Origin of the sequence: Neisseria perflava (genome assembly GCF_024170405.1) — a bacterium.
Lineage (GTDB): Bacteria > Pseudomonadota > Gammaproteobacteria > Burkholderiales > Neisseriaceae > Neisseria > Neisseria perflava_B.
Window position 1 is genome coordinate 12381 of sequence record NZ_JALJYC010000021.1, and the last position, 18443, is coordinate 30823.

The following is an 18443-nucleotide window of genomic DNA, read 5'->3' on the forward strand; positions in this document are numbered from 1 at the left end:
AATACAAGCGGATACTGAAATTTAAAGTCACAGATATAAGCAGCAACAAGCCGCTTATCAAGACGGCTTCCCCTCTAAAATAAAGGATTACGACCATGAAGAAAAAATTACTGATTAGCCTGCTGGTATTGGGTACAGGCTTGGCCGGTAGCGTTCAAGCAGCAGGCATTTTCGATATGATTCAGCGCCAAGGCGGTGGCGGCAACGCCATGCACCGTATGGGCGGCAACGGCGGTTCAGGCTTGGGTGGCACTTTAGGCCGTGCGTCCGGCAACCAAATGGGCGCGGGCGGCCGCGAATCATCCGTGGGCAATGCCATCGGCAATATTTTCGGACAACGCAGCGGTAACCAAATGGGTCAACAGCGCGGCGGTATGGGTGGTATCTTCGGCCAGCGCAACGGCAACAGCCAAATAGGGCAACAGCGCGGCGGCATGGGCGGTATCTTTGGCCAACGCGGTAGCAACCAAATGGGTCAGCAACGTGGTCAAATGGGCGGTATCTTCGGCCAACGTGCAGAAAACGGCCAACAAATGGGACAACAACGCGGCGGTATTTTCGGTCAGCGTTCACAAATGGGTCAGCAAGGGCAACAACCCATGATGGGCAATAACGGCATGAACCAGCAACGCCCTGAGTTCGGCAATCAACAAGGCCAGCAACCCATGATGGGCAACAACGGCATGAACCAGCAACGCCCTGAATTTGGCAGTCAACAAGGCCGACAACCTATGATGGGCAACAACGGCATAAACCAGCAACGCCCTGAATTTGGCGGCAATCAAAATCAGCAGCCGATGGCGGGTAACAACGGTATGAACCAACAACGCCCCGAGTTTGGCGGTAATCAAAACCAACAACCGGCAATGGGTGAGAACAGCTCAAACCAACGCCCGACTTTTGGTAACCAACAAGGTCAGCGTTTTACCTCAGGCAGCAGCGAAACCTCGCAACAACGCCCGACATTCGGTAACCAACAAGGCCGTGATACCTCTATGGGCAACAACGGCATGCCGCAATCGAATTCATCTGCTTACGGCCATTCCAACTCATCTGATATGGTCGGCAACCGCAGCAACAGCGTCAGCCAAGCCCTGCAAAACATCGGCCGTGTTGTCAGCGGTCAAAGTGGTAACTAAGTGCCTGTTTATCTGATAGATTGATGTGTCAAGAGGCCGTCTGAACGCATAAGCGTTCAGACGGCCTCTCTTGTAATGGTTTGCCCGGATTAAGCCGCACAAACCAACCTTTTCTCTCGACTTACACTTCGCTGCCGCCCACGGTCAGCCCCGCGTCCACGCGAATCGTCGGCATGCCGACACCCACCGGCACACTCTGGCCGTCTTTGCCGCATACGCCCACGCCGCTGTCGAGTTCGCTGTTGTTGCCTGCCATGGAAACATGTTTCAACACTTCCGAGCCGCTGCCAATCAGCGTTGCGCCTTTGACCGGATATTGCAGCTTGCCGCCTTCCACCCACCACGCTTCGGAGGCAGAGAAAACGAATTTGCCGCTGGTAATGTCCACCTGCCCGCCGCCGAAGTTGACGGCGTAAATGCCTTTGTCGATGGAGGCGATGATTTCTTCCGGCTCGTAGCCGCCGTTTTCCATAAAGGTATTGGTCATGCGCGGCATGGGCGCGGAGGCGTAGCTCTCGCGGCGGCCGTTGCCGGTGGATTGCGTACCCATCAGGCGGGCGTTGGTTTCGTCCTGCATATAGCCGACCAAAATGCCGTCTTCAATCAACACCGTGCGGCGGGTTTCGTTGCCCTCGTCATCGATATTGAGCGAACCGCGACGGTTGGGAATATCGCCCTGATCGACCACGGTCACGCCTTTGGCAGCCACGCGCTCGCCGATTCTGCCGGAAAACACGCTGGTTTCCTTGCGGTTGAAATCGCCTTCCAAACCGTGCCCCACCGCTTCGTGCAGCAATACGCCCGGCCAGCCGTTGCCCAGCACCACGGTCATTTCGCCTGCCGGCGCGGGGCGCGATTCCAGATTGATTAAAGCTTGTTTCACCGCCGTATCGACAAATTTGTTGACCAAATGCTCGTCAAAATAGGCCAAATCGTAGCGTCCGCCGCCGCCAGCACTGCCTTGTTCGCGGCGATCGCCCTGTTTGGCAATCACGCTCACGTTCAGGCGCACCATCGGGCGGATATCGGCGGCGTGGCGGCCGTCCAAACGGGCGATGTAAATCATGTCGTATTCGCAAGTCAACCCGGCCATTACCTGCACAATGCGCGGGTCGGCGACTTTGGCCAATGCTTCAACTTTATTGAGCAAGGCGACTTTGGCGGCGGAATCCAAGCTGTGAATCGGATCAAATGTGGCGTGAACCGGCTTGTTGTGTTTGACCTCGCCTACATTGACCTGCCGCGCCTGCCCCGCCGCACCAATCACGCGCACGGCGTGGGCGGAGCGGTTAATCGAATCAATATTCAGGCTGTCGGCATAGGCAAACGCGGTTTTGTCGCCGGACACGGCGCGCACGCCCACGCCCTGATCAATTTGGAAACTGCCCGATTTGACCATGCCTTCTTCCAAATGCCAGCTCTCGTAAGCGGTGCGCTGGCAGTAGATGTCGACATAATCCACATTGCGGCTGCCGATAATCGACAGGCTTTGCGCCAACATTTCCGGGGTCAGTCGGTTCGCTTCGAGTAAATCGTTTCGGACAGCGGCATAAATGGGCATATTCAGACGGCCTTGCTTTAAAATGAATAAATTGTTTCGGATTATACGGCATTTATACCTGCTTTGATATGTTGATTGCCTGAGACTATGCGGATTTTTGCCGGAGCAAAACGCCTTAATACAATTCAATCACAATATTTTTCAAATGCTTAAACAATCTCAAGTGTTTTTCTATGAATTTGCTATTGATAATAATTATTGTTAGCGTATAATTATCTTCACTCGGTAGCCGTCCTAAGCGCCGAGCCATTAAACGACAATTCCCTCTTCCCCTTTATATCCTGTTATCCGGAGTGCGCGTATACGAGAAACCTGTTCCCTTTATATCAGATACTCAAAACCGAAAAACACCAAACCCGCCCTCATCGGCGGGTTTGGTGTTTTAGGGGGCAAACCCGCAGCCATCCAAGCAAACCAAAACCTTTGCAACAGCAAAAAGGCCGTCTGAAAATACCGGCAAACGGTTTTTCAGACGGCCTTCATCTCACATCTTCGGCTTATTTGCAGCCTTTCACGTTCAACTGCCCGTAACGGCCAACCACATTGCGGATATCTTGCAATTCACGCTCGTCCACCGCCATAAAAGTGACATGCATGCGCGACACGCTGAGCGTACCGTCCGGCACGGCATTTTTGTCGTCTTCCTCCTGAATCCGCGCACCGCCCACGCCCGCGCCGGACAAGCGCGAAATCAGGATTTGTGCGGCAGAACGGCTGCGGGTCACGCCCATGCTGATTTCGCCGTTGTGAATCACGCCGGCAAAACCTTTGCTGCTCAAAGTATCCAATTTCGCCATCGCATCCCCCTCCGTCGGCACCAACACGCGGAAGGTTTTAGAAACTTTCGGCTCGCCTTTTTTCGCGGCGCGTTTTTCCACCGTACGGCTGGCGGCATGCGGCCATTTGCGCAACAAACCTTTAATGCGGTGGTAATCGTCTTCATCCATCACCACGCTGGCGCTCGGCGTACACTGCTTGGGCACAGGTACCCACTCTTCCTGTTCGGCCGCCGCCTGCTCTTTCTCTTTGGCCTCTTTTTCGCGTTTGGCTTTTTCTTCGCGGGCTTTTTTCTCTTTCGCCAATTTCTCACGCTCTTTTTTCTCGCGTGCAGCTTTGGCTTCTTCCGATTCCGGCTCGGGAATATTGACGTTGTTTTCCATCAAATCGGTTACCCAGTCGGGCGCGGCGTTTTCCGGCTGCGCCTGACCGCCCAACGATTCCGGACGCGCCAGCTCATAAGTACCGCCTTCCAACGGCGCATTGGCGGCGCGGGCTTTTTTCGCCGTGGTCGCATGCGCCAAAACGCCGCCAAACACGGCCACATTCAGCGCCACCAATACGGCAAACAGCCATTTCATGACTTTTGCGTTTTTGTTCAAACCCTTGCCTTGCGAGGCAGAACGTCGTTTCATACGGATATTTCCCCTTCCCATCAATGCGGCATGCCGTCGGCCTGCCCGCGCATATCTTGATGCTCAATCCAGTTAAGCAGGCCGTAAATCACCAGATTATCCACGATTTTCACATGATTGGCCGCCACAAACGCTTCCGGCAGCGCCTGCACCACTTTGGCCGCGCCGCCACCGGTAATGATGACATCGACGGGTTTGTCCGCGCCGACGCGGTTTTTCAGACGGCCGTACATCATCATCAATGCGCCGCAAACGGCGTCCATCATGCCGCTGGCCAGCGCGTTGGAGGTGGTGGTCGGAAATGGATACACCTTGCCCACGGGGCGGTTGAGATTGGCGGTTTTCAGCGCCATCGCTTCTTTCATTAAGTGGAAACCGGGCATAATCGTGCCGCCGAGATAATGGTTGTCGTCAGTCAGCGCGTCGGTGGTGACGGCAGTGCCGCAGCTGACCACCACGCAGGCGTTTTGTGTAAAACGGCGGCTGCCGAGCGCGTTAAACCAGCGGTCGGAACCGTGTTCGGCGGGATTGCGGTAATGGTTGCGCACGCCCAAAGCCTGCTCCATCGACGGCAGCCATTCGACTTTCCGCCCGATTTGCGCTTCTACCAAGCCTTTTTTGACCTCGCCGCACACGGCGCAGCCGACGACCTGAATCAGACCGTCTGAACGCGCTGCCCATTCTTCTCCCAAGCGGCTCAAATCGCGGTAGGGGGCGCGGCTGACTTCGCCGAAACTGCCGTTTTCCAGCCATGCCCATTTGAGCTGGCTGTTGCCGCCGTCCAGCAGCAGACAGCGTCGGTTGCGCACGATTTTTTGCGGCATGGGATTGTCATTGGGGCGCAGGCTGATTTCGCCGCTGACGATGGTTTGCTCGCCATCCGCTGTGAGTAAATGCAAAGCGCCCTGTTCATCCACGCGGCTGACCGTGCCTTCGTGTATCACCTTACCCTCTTGCAGCAACAAAACAGGGCAGCCGTGGTCGCGGTGGGCGGCTTGGTATTCGGCCAAAAGCGGCGCAAAACCGCCGTCGGAAAATTGCGCAAACAGGGTATCCAGTTCGCCCAATAAGGTATCTAATAAACGGTTGGCGCAAGCGCCGCGCTGCGAGGCCGTCTGAAACAAGGCCTGTACCGAAGCGGCGTTTTCCACTTCTTTAGGCAAGACAAAATTCACGCCTATGCCTACCACGGCAACGGTTTGCCCGCCCTGGCGCACGGTTTCAATCAAAATGCCGCCAAGTTTGTCGCGGCCGACCACCAAATCGTTGGGCCACTTGATTTGCGTGTTCAAACCCAATTTGCCCAAAGCGCGATGACAGGCCAATGCCGCCGCCAGCGCGAGTGCGCCCAATTCATGCTGCGCTTTGGCAAACGTCCAGCCGAAGCTGAACATCAGGCATTCGCCCAAGCGGTGCTGCCACGCCCGTCCCTGCCGCCCGCGCCCTTTGCTTTGGACATGGGCGATACACAAGGCTTTGTGCGCCTTATCCGCTGACTCACGCGCCAAAGCCAAGATTTCATCGTTGCTGGACACGCATTCATGCTGCAAGGCCGTCTGAAAACCGTGCGCCGCACCGATGTTTTCTGCCTCTTCGCGGGAGAACACCGCCAGCGGGCGCACCAGCCGCCACTGGCCGTCATGCTGGCGCAACAGGCCGCGGATGTGCGGCGGCATTTGCTGCCAAAAGCCGTTGAGCTGCTGCGGCTTGACGCCCGCCAGCCGCGCCAGTTGCGAGACATGCTGCGGCAAGCCGTCGGCCAGCGCCGCCAACACCTGCCAATGCTGCGCCGATATCGCCGTCATTTGTCCGCCTCTGCCGCACGGATTTTGGCTAAGGTTTGCGTGGTGGAGGTTTGGTGCAAAAACGGAATGGAATACACTTTGCCGCCGCGTGCCAGCGTTTCAGTCGCACCGACAATTTTATCCACCGGCCAATCGCCGCCTTTAATCAGAATATCGGGCTTCACTAATTCAATCAGCGCGGCGGGGGTATCATCGTCAAACCACGTTACCAAATCCACGCTGGCCAAAGCTGCCGCCACTGCTGCGCGGTTTCCCAGCGGGTTAATCGGACGGTCGTCGCCCTTTCCCTGCCGGCGCACGGAAGCGTCGGTATTTAAAGCCAACACCAGCGCCGCTCCGGTTGCCCGCGCCTGCGCCAGATAGGTCACATGCCCCCGGTGCAGAATATCGAAGCAGCCGTTGGTAAACACCAGCGGGCGCGGCAGCGTGGCCAAGCGTTCGGCCAACTGCTCGGGCGGACAGATTTTTTGCTCAAAATCGGGTAAAGGCCAGGCGGACATAAGGGCGGTTCCAAAAAATGATTTGGCAGATTTTAACATATCCGCTGCGCTGCGCGGCAAAAGGGCGAGGCCGTCTGAAAAGATGGCTTGTGCAGCGCGTTTTCAGACGGCCTGAGACCTTTGTACCGCACGGTTTTACGCAAAAGGAAAAAGCCCGCATATTGCTATGAGGGCTTTATCTTGGGGTGGCTAATGGGGCTCGAACCCACGACAACCGGAATCACAATCCGGGGCTCTACCAACTGAGCTATAGCCACCGTAAACTTTTGGCACGCCCGACAGGAATCGAACCTGTAACCCCCGACTTAGAAGGTCGGTGCTCTATCCGGTTGAGCTACGGGCGCTCATGCCGTTACGTGCTGAATACGATTTTCTTGGTCGGGGCGGTGGGATTCGAACTCACGACCCTCTGCTCCCAAAGCAGATGCGCTAACCGGGCTGCGCTACGCCCCGACTTGAAGAACCGAATTATAGGGAGGCTTCATACAGCCGTCAATACCCGCTACGCACAATATTCGGCTTTCATCACTATCTGATTATTTTTAATATAAATTTAGTTTAAAAACCTCAAAACAGGCCGTCTGAAAACGGATAAAAGAAAGAGAAGATGAAGCCTATGCGCAAAAATGCTAGAATATAGTTTCCAATTGCACATATTTGTTTTGATTTTACTGTCCGCCGGACTTGCCCCGCCCAGCGAAGCCTTTTTGCGCGTAGCACATGCCGCGCTTGCTTCGGGCGGCTCGGGCTACCCGGGATGATTAACGTTCGCGAAAAGAGAGAAACGACATGTCTGCACAATTGATTAACGGTAAAGAAGTTTCCCAACAACGCTTGGCGATGGTGGCCGAGGAAGTGAAAAAACGCGCCGCAGCCGGTCTGCGTGTTCCTTGTTTGGCGGTGGTTTTGGTCGGCGACGATCCGGCCAGCGCGGTTTATGTGCGCAATAAAAAACGCGCCTGCGAAAAAAGCGGCGTGAAATCGCTCTCTTACGAGCTGCCCGCCTCCACCACGCAAGACGAGCTGATGAAACTCTTGGACGAGCTGAACAATAATCCCGAAGTGGACGGTATTCTGGTGCAACTACCCCTGCCCAAACACCTCAACAGCGACGCAGTTTTGGAAAACATCAGCCCGAATAAAGACGTGGACGGTTTCCATCCTTACAACGTCGGCCGCTTGGCTGTACAAAAACCCTTATTCCGCCCGTGTACCCCGAAAGGCGTGATGACGCTGCTGGAAACTTACGGCGTTGATCCGCGCGGCAAAAAAGCCGTGGTGGTCGGCGCTTCCAATATTGTCGGCCGTCCGCAGGCGCTGGAATTGCTGCTGGCTTGCGCCACCGTAACTATCTGCCACGACGCAACGCAGAATCTGGAAAAAGAAGTCGGCGAGGCGGATATTTTGGTCGTTGCCGTGGGCGTGCCGAAACTCATCAAAGGCGAATGGATTAAACCGGGTACCGTTGTCATCGACGTCGGTATCAATCGCCTGCCGGACGGCAGTTTGTGCGGTGATGTGGATTTCGACACCGCCAAAGAGCGCGCTTCCATGATTACCCCCGTCCCCGGCGGTGTCGGCCCGATGACGATTGCCACGCTATTGGAAAACACATTGTATGCGGCGACGCTGCATGATTGATTGAGCGGATAATACAAGGCCGTCTGAAAACCGATTGGGTTTCAGACGGCCTTTTTTCTGTTTCTGCAATCCACACGGTTTATCCTATTTTATTTCTGCCTTATACAAACTTTAACACGCGCTAGCAGTTTATTCTCTCTAAGCCAGCCAAAACCAAAGGCCGTCTGAAATTTTATCCATTTCAGACGGCCTGTGTCATTGACTTACCCGACCTAAGAGAAAATCTCGCGCCAACTGATCCGGCGCAAACCGCAGGTACGGCCGGTTACGGTGTAGTTACCCAAGGTATTCAACAGCATGGTATTGGTACTACCGGATACAAAGCACTGATTGCTTGCTGCGCTGCCCGATGTCGTCAAATCGCTGTCCGTACCACTACCACCGCTGTCACCGTCTGCGGTTACAGCGGAGTCGCTGGTTTTAGCACTGCTCACATACGTGAAGCTGACGATACCGCTCAGGTTGGCATACCCGTTGGCATAATAAGTCGCGCCGTTCAGCGTATATGTATAGGTGGTAAACCGTGCGCTGCTTGAACTCAACGCGCCGCCATTGAGCGCATTCACGCCGATAATTGAAGTGGTACCGGTAGTTGCCGTTGTCGTACTGGCAGGAAGACATTTATCGGTACTGCTGGCAGTCGTACTGGTTTCCGTCGTGGTGTAAGTACGCGTGGTAATCACCGCTGTGCGCAAAATCATGGTCGGTTTCACCACTACGCGCTCCCCTGTACCTGAGGTCAGATTGAACATCCAACCTTTTTGACTGCTGCCAACGGTATCATTGGTCAGGTACACATAACCGTCTGAAACAGTCATGGTTTGCTCCAACAAATCATCGGCAGTCGCGTCAGATGCATCGGCAGTCAAATCATCATAAATACCATATACTGCCTGCTGATCAGTATTTTCCAAATCATCTTGATAAACATCGCTACCCGTACCGAAAATGACTACATACTTATTGGCACTACGGCGCGACACGGCGGGCGCTGAAGTAATCGGCTGACTGGTAGAACCTTGATAAATACGGTTGACCGTCCACTTACTCGGCGAAGTGCCACGCAAATCAAAGCGGTACATATTGCCGCCCCGGTCACCCGCATAAGCCACATCAATCAAACCGTCGAAATCGGCATCCACCAGCGTCGGCTGCGACAAGCCACCCACGCCGTCTGAAACGGTAATCTTCGCTAACACTTCACCAACTGTACCAGCAGACGTGCCATAGGCCGAGCCACTACCCATCTCCAAGCCTAGCATTTCATACACATACAACGCCGTTTCATTGCTGGAATCGCTGACTGCCTGGACACGGTAACCGCTGCCTAAAAAACCGGCATAGCGCACATTAGATTCAATACTGGCCGTTTGATCCGAATTGCGCGAAATAGAAACACGGCCGATTTGCGGCGAGCCAATGGTATAACCCAAAGCATTGTCGTCACCTTTGGCGGTTTCAAACATGGGCACATCATCATTCCAATCGCTTTCGCTGCTATCGGCCAAGGCACCGACATTCAAAGCATACGCCCCGCGCCCGCCTTGCCCCATTGAGCCAAACATAAAGGTCTTGCGGTCACCGTCGCTGTCGCCAGATGTGCGGCGCAACACAAAGCCTCCATTGACGCCGTAACGGTGGGCAATGCTGCTGCCATAGTTTTCATTAGCCATATATTTAAGCATTTTGCCCGAAGTAGAATCGCTGCCATCCACATCTTCCCGATCCATTGCCGCAGGCAGATAGCTTAATCGTAACTCATACGGATAGCTGCTGGAGGTACTTTGGAACAGATGTACCATGCCGTCATTGGAAGCGGCAGCCAAAAATTCAGCATTGCCGTAAGCCGTTTCATCACCGATAGCCGCCACCGAACCGTCCAAAATATCACCCAAATCCCGCTCGCCGCTCTCTCGCACGCGGTAGGTTTGACTGTTGCCGGTTTGCGCCGCAATCGTCGAATCAGAAACCGAAGTACTGCGCACCGTCCACGGCAGCAGGGCGTTTTTCCATTCATTTTCATTGCTAGCAGTGGTAATGCCAAAGAAACTGTTGTCCACATTTTCATCGGTCACATCATCCGCCCAATACACACCGTTGCCGGTATTAATCAGCGTTTTGCGGTTGTCAAAATACGGTTGAGTATAGGATGTCGTATTGTAAGTACCGTCTGAATTTACACTATAAAACCGCAGCTGGCTGCTCCATGAGCCGGTATCTACGTAAACCGTTGCCGCCAAGTCGGATAAGCCTGTACTGGCGGTGGCAGGCGAGGTCGAGCCGGTTGTTTCCACATTTGTCGAAGTCGTTGCAGCCGAAATGCTGCTAAAAATTGACTCAAATGCAGACAGCAAATCATCTGATGAGGTGGCGCTGAAATAATAATCATCGCTGCTGGCACCTTGTTTCAGATAAGAAGCACCATCATCACTGATATCGCTACCAAAACCAACGGTAAACGTATCAATCAACTGATTACTGTATGTACTCGCACCACCCGGATCGCCGGCATCGCCGTCCCAGCTTTTACCTGCGGCATCAGTGCCGTCTGAAGCGTAACTCTTGATATCCTTGGAAGCCAAGGTATCGCTCAGGAAAGACAAGCCAGTATTCACATCCCAAAAGGTATGGAAGTTATTGCCATAGTAATAGCCAGATATCACATAGTTGGTGTAATACCCTAATGACGAACCAACATACGATTTATAATCAACACAGGTACCTGAAGTTTGCGTACCGTAATAATCGGTGTTAGTAAACCAGCTCACAACACGCTGTCCGCTTACTGTCGAGCAACTACTGTTGGCATCGCCATCCGACATCAATACCACATAACTTTTTTGGCAACGGTATTCAATAGCAGGTTTAACAATATTCTCAACAACAGAATAATAGCGCGAAGTCGTCGGTGTTACGCCACTGGCGCCCAATTTTCCCACTTGGGTAATCACAGTTTCATAATTGTTACCGGAGGTTCCGTCTGTAAAACCGCTTAAATTGGCGCTATTGTTATTATGTAAGGTGCGCAATCCCCAATTAAACTGATCTTGGTAAGTATTCAGAATCGAGGTCAACACGCTTTGTACCACCTGCGTGCGTGTACTGCTTGTACCCGATACTTTTGATGTCATACTGCCCGAGTCATCCACAAACAACATCACATTCGGTTTTACATCAAGCGTACTGCTGGTGGTGGTTGTACTTTGCAAATAAAGCGGCGTCGCGGCAAAATCATAGGCAACAGTCGCCCATGCCGACGTTACCGCCGTCAGACCCAAGGTGACAGCAACCGTTTTGGCAAGTCCAAAACGGCTCAGTAATTTTGTAATGTGCAATTTTTTCATCAGAAATAATCTCAAGCAGGACAATGGTTTTATTGTTATTGTGAAAAGCGTGGAGATTCTATCATTTACCCCCTCTTGGGTAACAGCGTTTTACCGTTTTTTCGCTACCAAGCCCAAAAATATGACGAAAATGAAACAACTTCCCCGCCAAGCCATAGCCTGATTGCACTTGAACGCAATCGCGTTTTCGCTTAAAATACGTTGCTTCTGCGGCATACCCGTTATGCCGAAAAAGCACGTAACGCCGCTTCCCGCCAAGCCGCGCCGCGTGCTTTTTTTTAACCAATGCTTTCAGGCCGTCTGAAACGTGCTGCCACGCTTTTTCAGACGGCCTCAGACCCCGATATTTCATACATCATCCAAGGCAAGACAGGAAACCCATCATGACCACACCCGCCCTTCTCGTCCTCGCAGACGGCAGCGTATTCCACGGCACCTCCATCGGCTACAACGGCTCAACCTCGGGCGAAGTCGTGTTCAACACCGCCATGACCGGCTATCAGGAAATCCTGACTGACCCGTCTTACTGCAAACAAATCGTCACCCTGACCTACCCGCACATCGGCAATACCGGTACCAATCCCGAAGACGAAGAAGGCCGCGGTCAAGTGTTTGCCGCCGGTTTGATTATCCGCGACCTGCCTTTGCTGCACAGCAATTTCCGCGCCACCGAAAGCCTGCAGGAATATTTGGTGCGCAATCAAACGGTTGCCATCGCCGACATCGACACCCGCCGCCTTACCCGTATCCTGCGCGACAAAGGGGCGCAGGCGGGCGCGATTCTGACCGGTGCGGACGCTACCGAAGAAAAAGCGCAAGAGCTGATTGCCGCTTTCGGCAGCATGGTGGGCAAAGATTTGGCCAAAGAAGTGACCTGCGGCGAATCTTACGAGTGGACGGAAGGCGAATGGAAACTGGGTAAAGGTTTTGCAACGCCCGAAAGCCAGCCGTATCACGTGGTTGCTTATGATTTCGGCGTCAAAACCAACATCCTGCGCATGCTGGCCGAACGCGGCTGCCGCCTGACCGTCGTACCAGCGCAAACCTCCGCCGCCGATGTGTTGGCGATGAACCCCGACGGCGTTTTCCTCTCCAACGGCCCGGGCGACCCCGAGCCTTGCGACTACGCGATTAAGGCCGTGCAGGAAGTATTGGCCAGCAAAAAACCGCTGTTCGGCATTTGCTTGGGACACCAGCTCTTAGGCTTGGCCTTGGGCGGCAAAACCCGCAAAATGGCCTTCGGCCACCACGGTGCCAACCACCCGGTGCAGGATTTGGACAGCGGCAAAGTGATGATTACCAGCCAAAACCACGGTTTTGAAGTGGATGCCGACACCCTGCCCGCCAATGTCAAAGTGACCCACCGTTCGCTGTTTGACGGCTCGCTGCAAGGCATTGCCCTGACCGACCAAGTGGCGTTCAGCTTCCAAGGCCACCCCGAAGCCAGCCCCGGCCCACACGATGTCGCTTATCTGTTTGATAAATTCATCGACGCGATGAAAGCGGCAAAACAGGCGTAAAATAGATTGTGTAAACCTCATTTTTCAGACGGCCTGCCCATACCGAGGCCGTCTGAAAAACGGCTTTCCGCATGAATATATCCAAATGCATATATCCCATCGGATTGATTCGGTTTCCTACCCACCAAACCCACTAAGGAGGTATTTGAAATGAGTAATCAAAAAGTAGCTGTTGTTACCGGCTCTGCCGCAGGTTTGGGCAAAGCCATCGCCACGCGTTTGGCGAAAGACGGATTTGCCGTGGTATTACACGACATCAATGCCGCCAATCTGGCCAAAACCAAAGCCGAATTTGATGCGGCGGGATACGCCAATATCGCGGTGGAAGGCAATTCCGCCAACTGCGCCGACCAATTCCGCCTCGTCGATGAAGCTGTTAAAGCCTTCGGCCGCGTGGACGTATTCGTCAACAACGCCGGTGTCGAATCCGTGGAAGCCTTCCTCGACATCCGCGAAGAAGAAATCGACCGCGTACTCGGCATCAACATCAAAGGCGTGATTTTCGGTACGCAGGCTGCCGCCGAGCAGATGAAAAAGCAAGACGGCATTGCCAAAATCATCAACGCCTGCAGCATTGCCGGTCACGAATCTTACGAAATGTTGAGCCTGTATTGCGCCACCAAACATGCCGTGCGCTCGTTTACCCACTCCACCGCCAAAGAGCTCGCGCCCTACGGCATCCGCGTCAACGCCTACTGCCCGGGCGTGGCCGATACGCCGATGTGGGAGCGCATTGACGCCGCTTTCGTGAAACACAAAGGCTACGCGCCCAAACAGGCTTGGAACGAATTTACCTCCGGCATTTTGGCCGGCCGTCCGCAAGAGCCGGAAGATGTGGCCAATCTGGTTTCCTTCCTCGCTTCCGAAGATTCCGACTACATTACCGGCCAGACCATCCTGACCGACGGCGGCATGATCTTCCGTTAACCGCCTGATTTTCAGACGGCCTAAAGCGGTTTAGGCCGTCTGAAAAATACCCGTAAAAAGAAGAACATCATGAAAAAACACCAATACCGCATCAGCGTCGAACACATCGCCGACAAAGAAGGCAATCCTGTCGAGCGCGAACCGCTGCAATTCGAGGCCGCCAACCACGACGATATTTTCCGTATTGTCAGCTTTATGAAAGACAGCGGCCGTTTCAGCGACGAAGCCGACGCCGTGCGCTTTGCCGTCGGTTTGAAATTGTTTAGCGAAGTGATTTTGGAGCATAAAAGCGAACCGTTTTTCAGCGAGCTGTCGCCCCATTTTATGGAAATCATGAAAATCATCAAAAACAAAAAAGGCGAATAATAAAATGCTTACGCTCACCGACACACAAGTCCGCATTCTCTCGGTTATCGCCACCACCGCCGCCGTGTGCATGTATGTATCCTATATCCCGCAAATTCAGATGAACCTGTCGGGACAAAAAGGTACTTGGCTGCAACCCCTTGCCGCCGCCGTCAACTGCACGCTGTGGGTGGTCTATGCGCTGGGCAAGAAAAACCGCGATATTCCCGTGGCTCTGGCGAATGCCCCAGGGATTATTTTGGGTTTGATTACCTGTATTACCAGTTTTTAAAGGCCGTCTGAAATGGCAGACAAACTGTTTGCCCACGATAACCCTTTGCTATTGCAACCCGCCAAAAATATGCGGCGGGAAATGACCGAAGCAGAGCGTGTCTTGTGGTTTCATTTGCGGGCGAACCGGTTGGGCGGTTACAAATTTCGCCGCCAACAACCTTTAGGCGCTTATATTGCCGATTTTGTCTGTACCCGCCCCAAGCTGATCATAGAGGCCGATAGCGGGCAGCATACCGAGCAAACGGCTTACGACAACACGCGCAGCAAATGGTTTGAAGCGCAAGGGTTTACCGTGTTGCGGTTTTGGAATCATGAAATTTTGCAGCAGACGGCTGCGGTTTTGGAGCAAATTTTTCAGACTTTACAGGCATTATCCAAAAAAGAAAGTTAAGCAATGCCGTCTGAAAGATAAGTGCAACATTAAAATTAACCGTTTTGCCCTCTCCCTAACCCTCCCCCACGGGGGAGGGAGCAGGTTACCAAGAAGCAATCACTACAAAGAAAATAGACATTGCAACCGCCCAGTCCCCTCCCCCGTGGGGGAGGGTTAGGGAGAGGGCAGCAAACCAAAGGTTTGCCTCAACGCTTACCCCTAATAACCACCCTATTTAACCGCCGCACCGAAAACGCTCATGCGGCAAATTTAAGAACAAACCAATCCATTATTAACACATATCCAGCAGTATCTATTAGCGAGTAAAACACCATGCCTAAACGTACCGACCTAAAATCCATCCTCATCATCGGCGCCGGCCCGATTGTTATCGGCCAAGCGTGCGAGTTTGACTATTCCGGCGCGCAGGCGTGCAAAGCCTTGCGCGAGGAAGGTTACAAAGTCATTTTGGTCAACTCCAACCCTGCCACCATCATGACCGATCCGGAAATGGCCGATGTGACCTACATCGAGCCAATTATGTGGCAGACCGTGGAAAAAATCATCGCCAAAGAGCGCCCCGACGCGATTTTGCCGACCATGGGCGGCCAAACCGCGCTCAACTGCGCGCTGGATTTAGCGCGCAACGGCGTATTGGCCAAATACAATGTCGAATTAATCGGCGCTACCGAAGACGCGATTGACAAAGCCGAAGACCGCGGCCGCTTTAAAGAGGCGATGGCGAAAATCGGCCTGTCCTGCCCGAAATCCTTTGTCTGCCACACCATGAACGAAGCGCTGGCGGCGCAGGAGCAGGTCGGTTTCCCGACGCTGATTCGTCCTTCTTTCACCATGGGCGGATCGGGCGGCGGCATTGCCTACAATAAAGATGAGTTTTTGGCGATTTGCGAACGCGGTTTCGACGCGTCGCCGACCCATGAATTGCTGATCGAGCAATCCGTACTCGGCTGGAAAGAGTACGAAATGGAAGTGGTGCGCGACAAAAACGACAACTGTATCATCATCTGCTCGATTGAAAACTTCGACCCGATGGGCGTGCACACCGGCGACTCCATCACCGTCGCCCCTGCGCAAACGCTGACCGACAAAGAATATCAAATCATGCGTAACGCCTCATTGGCTGTGTTGCGCGAAATCGGCGTGGATACCGGCGGCTCCAATGTACAATTCGCCATCAATCCGGCCAACGGCGAAATGATTGTCATCGAGATGAACCCGCGCGTATCGCGCTCATCCGCCTTGGCTTCCAAAGCCACCGGTTTCCCGATTGCGAAAGTGGCGGCGAAACTGGCGGTCGGCTTCACCTTAGACGAGCTGAAAAACGACATTACCGGCGGCCGTACCCCCGCTTCGTTTGAGCCTTCTATCGATTATGTGATTACCAAAATCCCGCGCTTTGCCTTTGAAAAATTCCCGGCAGCCGACGACCGTCTGACCACGCAGATGAAATCCGTGGGCGAAGTGATGGCGGTCGGCCGCACCATGCAGGAATCGTTCCAAAAAGCCCTGCGCGGTTTGGAAACCGGCTTGTGCGGCTTCAATCCGCGCACATCCGACAAATCGGAAATCCGCCGCGAGCTGGCCAACCCCGGCCCGGAACGCATGCTGTTTGTCGCCGACGCTTTCCGCGCCGGATTCAGCATTCAGGAAATTTTCGACATCTGCGCCATCGACCCTTGGTTCTTGGCGCAAATCGAAGACTTGGTCAAAGAAGAGCAAAAAGTTTCAGACGGCACTTTGGCCGATTTGGACTACGCCGCCTTACGCCGTCTGAAACGCAAAGGCTTCTCCGACAAACGCCTGTCGCAGCTTCTGAATATCTCTGAAAAAGCAGTGCGCGAACACCGCTACGCTCTGAACCTGCATCCGGTTTACAAACGCGTCGATACCTGCGCGGCCGAGTTTGCCACCGATACCGCTTATCTGTATTCCACTTACGAAGAAGAATGCGAAGCGCGACCGAGCGACCGCAAAAAAGTGATGATTCTCGGCGGCGGCCCCAACCGTATCGGCCAAGGTATCGAGTTTGACTACTGCTGCGTCCACGCCGCCCTGTCGCTGCGCGAATCCGGCTTTGAAACCATCATGGTCAACTGCAACCCGGAAACCGTCTCCACGGACTTCGACACCAGCGACCGCCTGTATTTCGAGCCGCTGACCTTGGAAGACGTGTTGGAAATCGTCAAAAAAGAAAACCCATGGGGCGTGATTGTGCACTACGGCGGCCAAACCCCGCTGAAACTGGCCAATGCGCTGGTGGAAAACGGCGTGAACATCATCGGCACGTCCGCCGATTCGATTGACGCCGCCGAAGACCGCGAACGCTTCCAAAAAGTATTGAACGATCTCGGCCTGCGCCAACCGCCCAACCGCATTGCCCACAACGAAGCCGAAGCGCTGGTGAAAGCCGAAGAAATCGGCTATCCGCTGGTGGTGCGCCCGTCTTACGTATTGGGCGGCCGCGCCATGCAGGTGGTGCACAACCAAGAGCAGCTGCAAAAATACATGCGCGAAGCGGTGCAAGTGTCCGAAGACAGCCCCGTCTTGCTCGATTTCTTCTTGAACAACGCCATTGAAGTCGATGTGGACTGCGTTTCAGACGGCACCGATGTCGTTATTGGCGGCATTATGCAGCACGTCGAACAGGCCGGCATCCACTCCGGCGACTCCGGCTGCTCGCTGCCGCCCTACTCGCTGCCGCAGGACATTCAAGACGAAATCCGCCGCCAAACCAAAGCCATGGCCTACGCGCTGGGCGTGGTCGGCCTGATGAACGTACAATTTGCCGTACAAGACGGCGTGGTGTTTGTATTGGAAGTCAACCCGCGCGCCTCGCGTACCGTACCGTTTGTCTCCAAAGCCACCAGCGTCTCGCTGGCCAAAGTCGGCGCGCGCGCGATGGCGGGCATTTCGCTCAAAGAGCAAGGCATTGAAAAAGAAGTCGTACCTGATTTCTACGCCGTCAAAGAAGCCGTGTTCCCGTTTATCAAATTCCCGGGCGTCGATACCATCCTCGGTCCGGAAATGCGCTCCACCGGCGAAGTGATGGGCGTGGGCGCGACCTTCGGCGAAGCCTACCTGAAATCGCAACTGGGCGCGGGCGAACGCCTGCCGGCTACCGGCAAAGTCTTCCTCGCCGTGCGCGATGAAGATAAACCGCTGGTCTTGAAAACCGCGAAAAACTTCCAAGCCTTAGGCTACGGCCTGTGCGCCACGCGCGGCACGGCGGCCTATTTGGAAGAACACGGCATTACCGCCCAAGCAGTCAACAAAGTATTGGAAGGCCGCCCGCATATCGTCGATATGATTAAAAACGACGAAATCGCGATTGTCATCAATACCGTCGGCAGCGACGCGCAATCCGTGGCCGACAGCCACAGTATCCGCCGCACCTCGCTGACCCAGCGCGTGCCGCAATACACCACCATCGCCGGCGGCGAAGCCATGAGCGAAGGCGCGAAAAGCCGCGACCACCTGGGCGTGTACAGCGTGCAGGAATTACATGGCCGTCTGAAAAAGTAAGATTGTGATGTAAAAAAAGGCCGTCTGAAAATCGAATGA

At 54.1% G+C, this 18443-nt stretch carries 13 protein-coding genes and 3 tRNA genes; 8 read left to right on the top strand and 8 right to left on the bottom strand.

All coding sequences use genetic code 11. From position 1 onward, the window contains the following. The first annotated feature begins 95 nt into the window (after positions 1-95). Positions 96-1139: a hypothetical protein gene (locus tag J2T37_RS08465; RefSeq protein WP_253355163.1), complete on the top strand. Its 1044-nt coding sequence runs from the start codon at positions 96-98 to the stop codon at positions 1137-1139. 121 nt (positions 1140-1260) lie between these two features. Here the strand turns inward: J2T37_RS08465 and tldD are convergent, their stop codons facing one another. The 7 genes from tldD to J2T37_RS08500 all read right to left on the bottom strand — a co-directional run bounded on the left by tldD (position 1261) and on the right by J2T37_RS08500 (position 6870). Next, positions 1261-2700 (bottom strand): metalloprotease TldD, encoded by a 1440-nt coding sequence (tldD, locus tag J2T37_RS08470; RefSeq protein ID WP_253355164.1) that lies wholly within the window; start codon positions 2698-2700, stop codon positions 1261-1263. Positions 2701-3197: 497 nt separating this feature from the next. Continuing rightward, positions 3198-4112, bottom strand: coding sequence for a cell division protein (locus tag J2T37_RS08475; RefSeq protein ID WP_253355165.1), 915 nt, complete (start codon positions 4110-4112; stop codon positions 3198-3200). Between the two features lie 20 nt (positions 4113-4132). Then, positions 4133-5917, bottom strand: coding sequence for a bifunctional biotin--[acetyl-CoA-carboxylase] ligase/type III pantothenate kinase (locus tag J2T37_RS08480; protein ID WP_253355166.1), 1785 nt, complete (start codon positions 5915-5917; stop codon positions 4133-4135). Continuing rightward, the gene (locus J2T37_RS08485; RefSeq protein ID WP_253355167.1) at positions 5914-6417 is read right to left on the bottom strand and encodes an adenylyltransferase/cytidyltransferase family protein; all 504 of its coding nucleotides are present in this window, start codon (positions 6415-6417) and stop codon (positions 5914-5916) included. Before J2T37_RS08485 ends, J2T37_RS08480 begins: the two co-directional genes overlap by 4 nt. A 181-nt stretch (positions 6418-6598) precedes the next feature. Then, positions 6599-6674, bottom strand: a tRNA-His gene (locus J2T37_RS08490). A 10-nt stretch (positions 6675-6684) separates the two neighbouring features. Next, positions 6685-6761, bottom strand: a tRNA-Arg gene (locus tag J2T37_RS08495). 31 nt (positions 6762-6792) lie between these two features. Then, positions 6793-6870: transfer RNA gene (locus J2T37_RS08500), tRNA-Pro, on the bottom strand. A gap of 336 nt (positions 6871-7206) precedes the next feature. Between J2T37_RS08500 and folD the strand changes: the two genes are divergently transcribed. Beyond that, on the top strand, positions 7207-8058 hold the full coding sequence (gene folD / locus J2T37_RS08505; protein WP_253355168.1) for a bifunctional methylenetetrahydrofolate dehydrogenase/methenyltetrahydrofolate cyclohydrolase FolD: 852 nt from the start codon (positions 7207-7209) through the stop codon (positions 8056-8058). 212 nt (positions 8059-8270) lie between these two features. Here the strand turns inward: folD and pilC are convergent, their stop codons facing one another. Then, a complete protein-coding gene (gene pilC / locus J2T37_RS08510; protein WP_253355169.1) occupies positions 8271-11402 on the bottom strand; it encodes a PilC family type IV pilus tip adhesin in 3132 nt (1043 codons plus the stop codon). 383 nt (positions 11403-11785) lie between these two features. On the opposite strand from pilC, the gene carA reads away from it, so the two are divergent. From carA to carB, 6 genes are all read left to right on the top strand, one after another. Beyond that, on the top strand, positions 11786-12922 hold the full coding sequence (gene carA, locus J2T37_RS08515) for a glutamine-hydrolyzing carbamoyl-phosphate synthase small subunit (RefSeq protein ID WP_253355170.1): 1137 nt from the start codon (positions 11786-11788) through the stop codon (positions 12920-12922). Positions 12923-13072: 150 nt separating this feature from the next. Then, the gene (locus J2T37_RS08520) at positions 13073-13849 is read left to right on the top strand and encodes an acetoin reductase (protein WP_253355171.1); all 777 of its coding nucleotides are present in this window, start codon (positions 13073-13075) and stop codon (positions 13847-13849) included. Positions 13850-13918: 69 nt separating this feature from the next. Next, complete coding sequence (locus J2T37_RS08525; protein WP_253355172.1) at positions 13919-14215, top strand: DUF3861 domain-containing protein; 297 nt, start codon at positions 13919-13921, stop codon at positions 14213-14215. Positions 14216-14219: 4 nt separating this feature from the next. Continuing rightward, complete coding sequence (locus tag J2T37_RS08530) at positions 14220-14486, top strand: SWEET family sugar transporter (protein ID WP_253355173.1); 267 nt, start codon at positions 14220-14222, stop codon at positions 14484-14486. 12 nt (positions 14487-14498) lie between these two features. Continuing rightward, entirely contained in the window at positions 14499-14879 is a 381-nt protein-coding gene (locus J2T37_RS08535) for an endonuclease domain-containing protein (protein WP_253355174.1), read from the top strand. Positions 14880-15194: 315 nt separating this feature from the next. Then, positions 15195-18404, top strand: coding sequence for a carbamoyl-phosphate synthase large subunit (gene carB / locus J2T37_RS08540; protein ID WP_253355175.1), 3210 nt, complete (start codon positions 15195-15197; stop codon positions 18402-18404). The last annotated feature ends 39 nt before the right edge of the window (positions 18405-18443 follow it).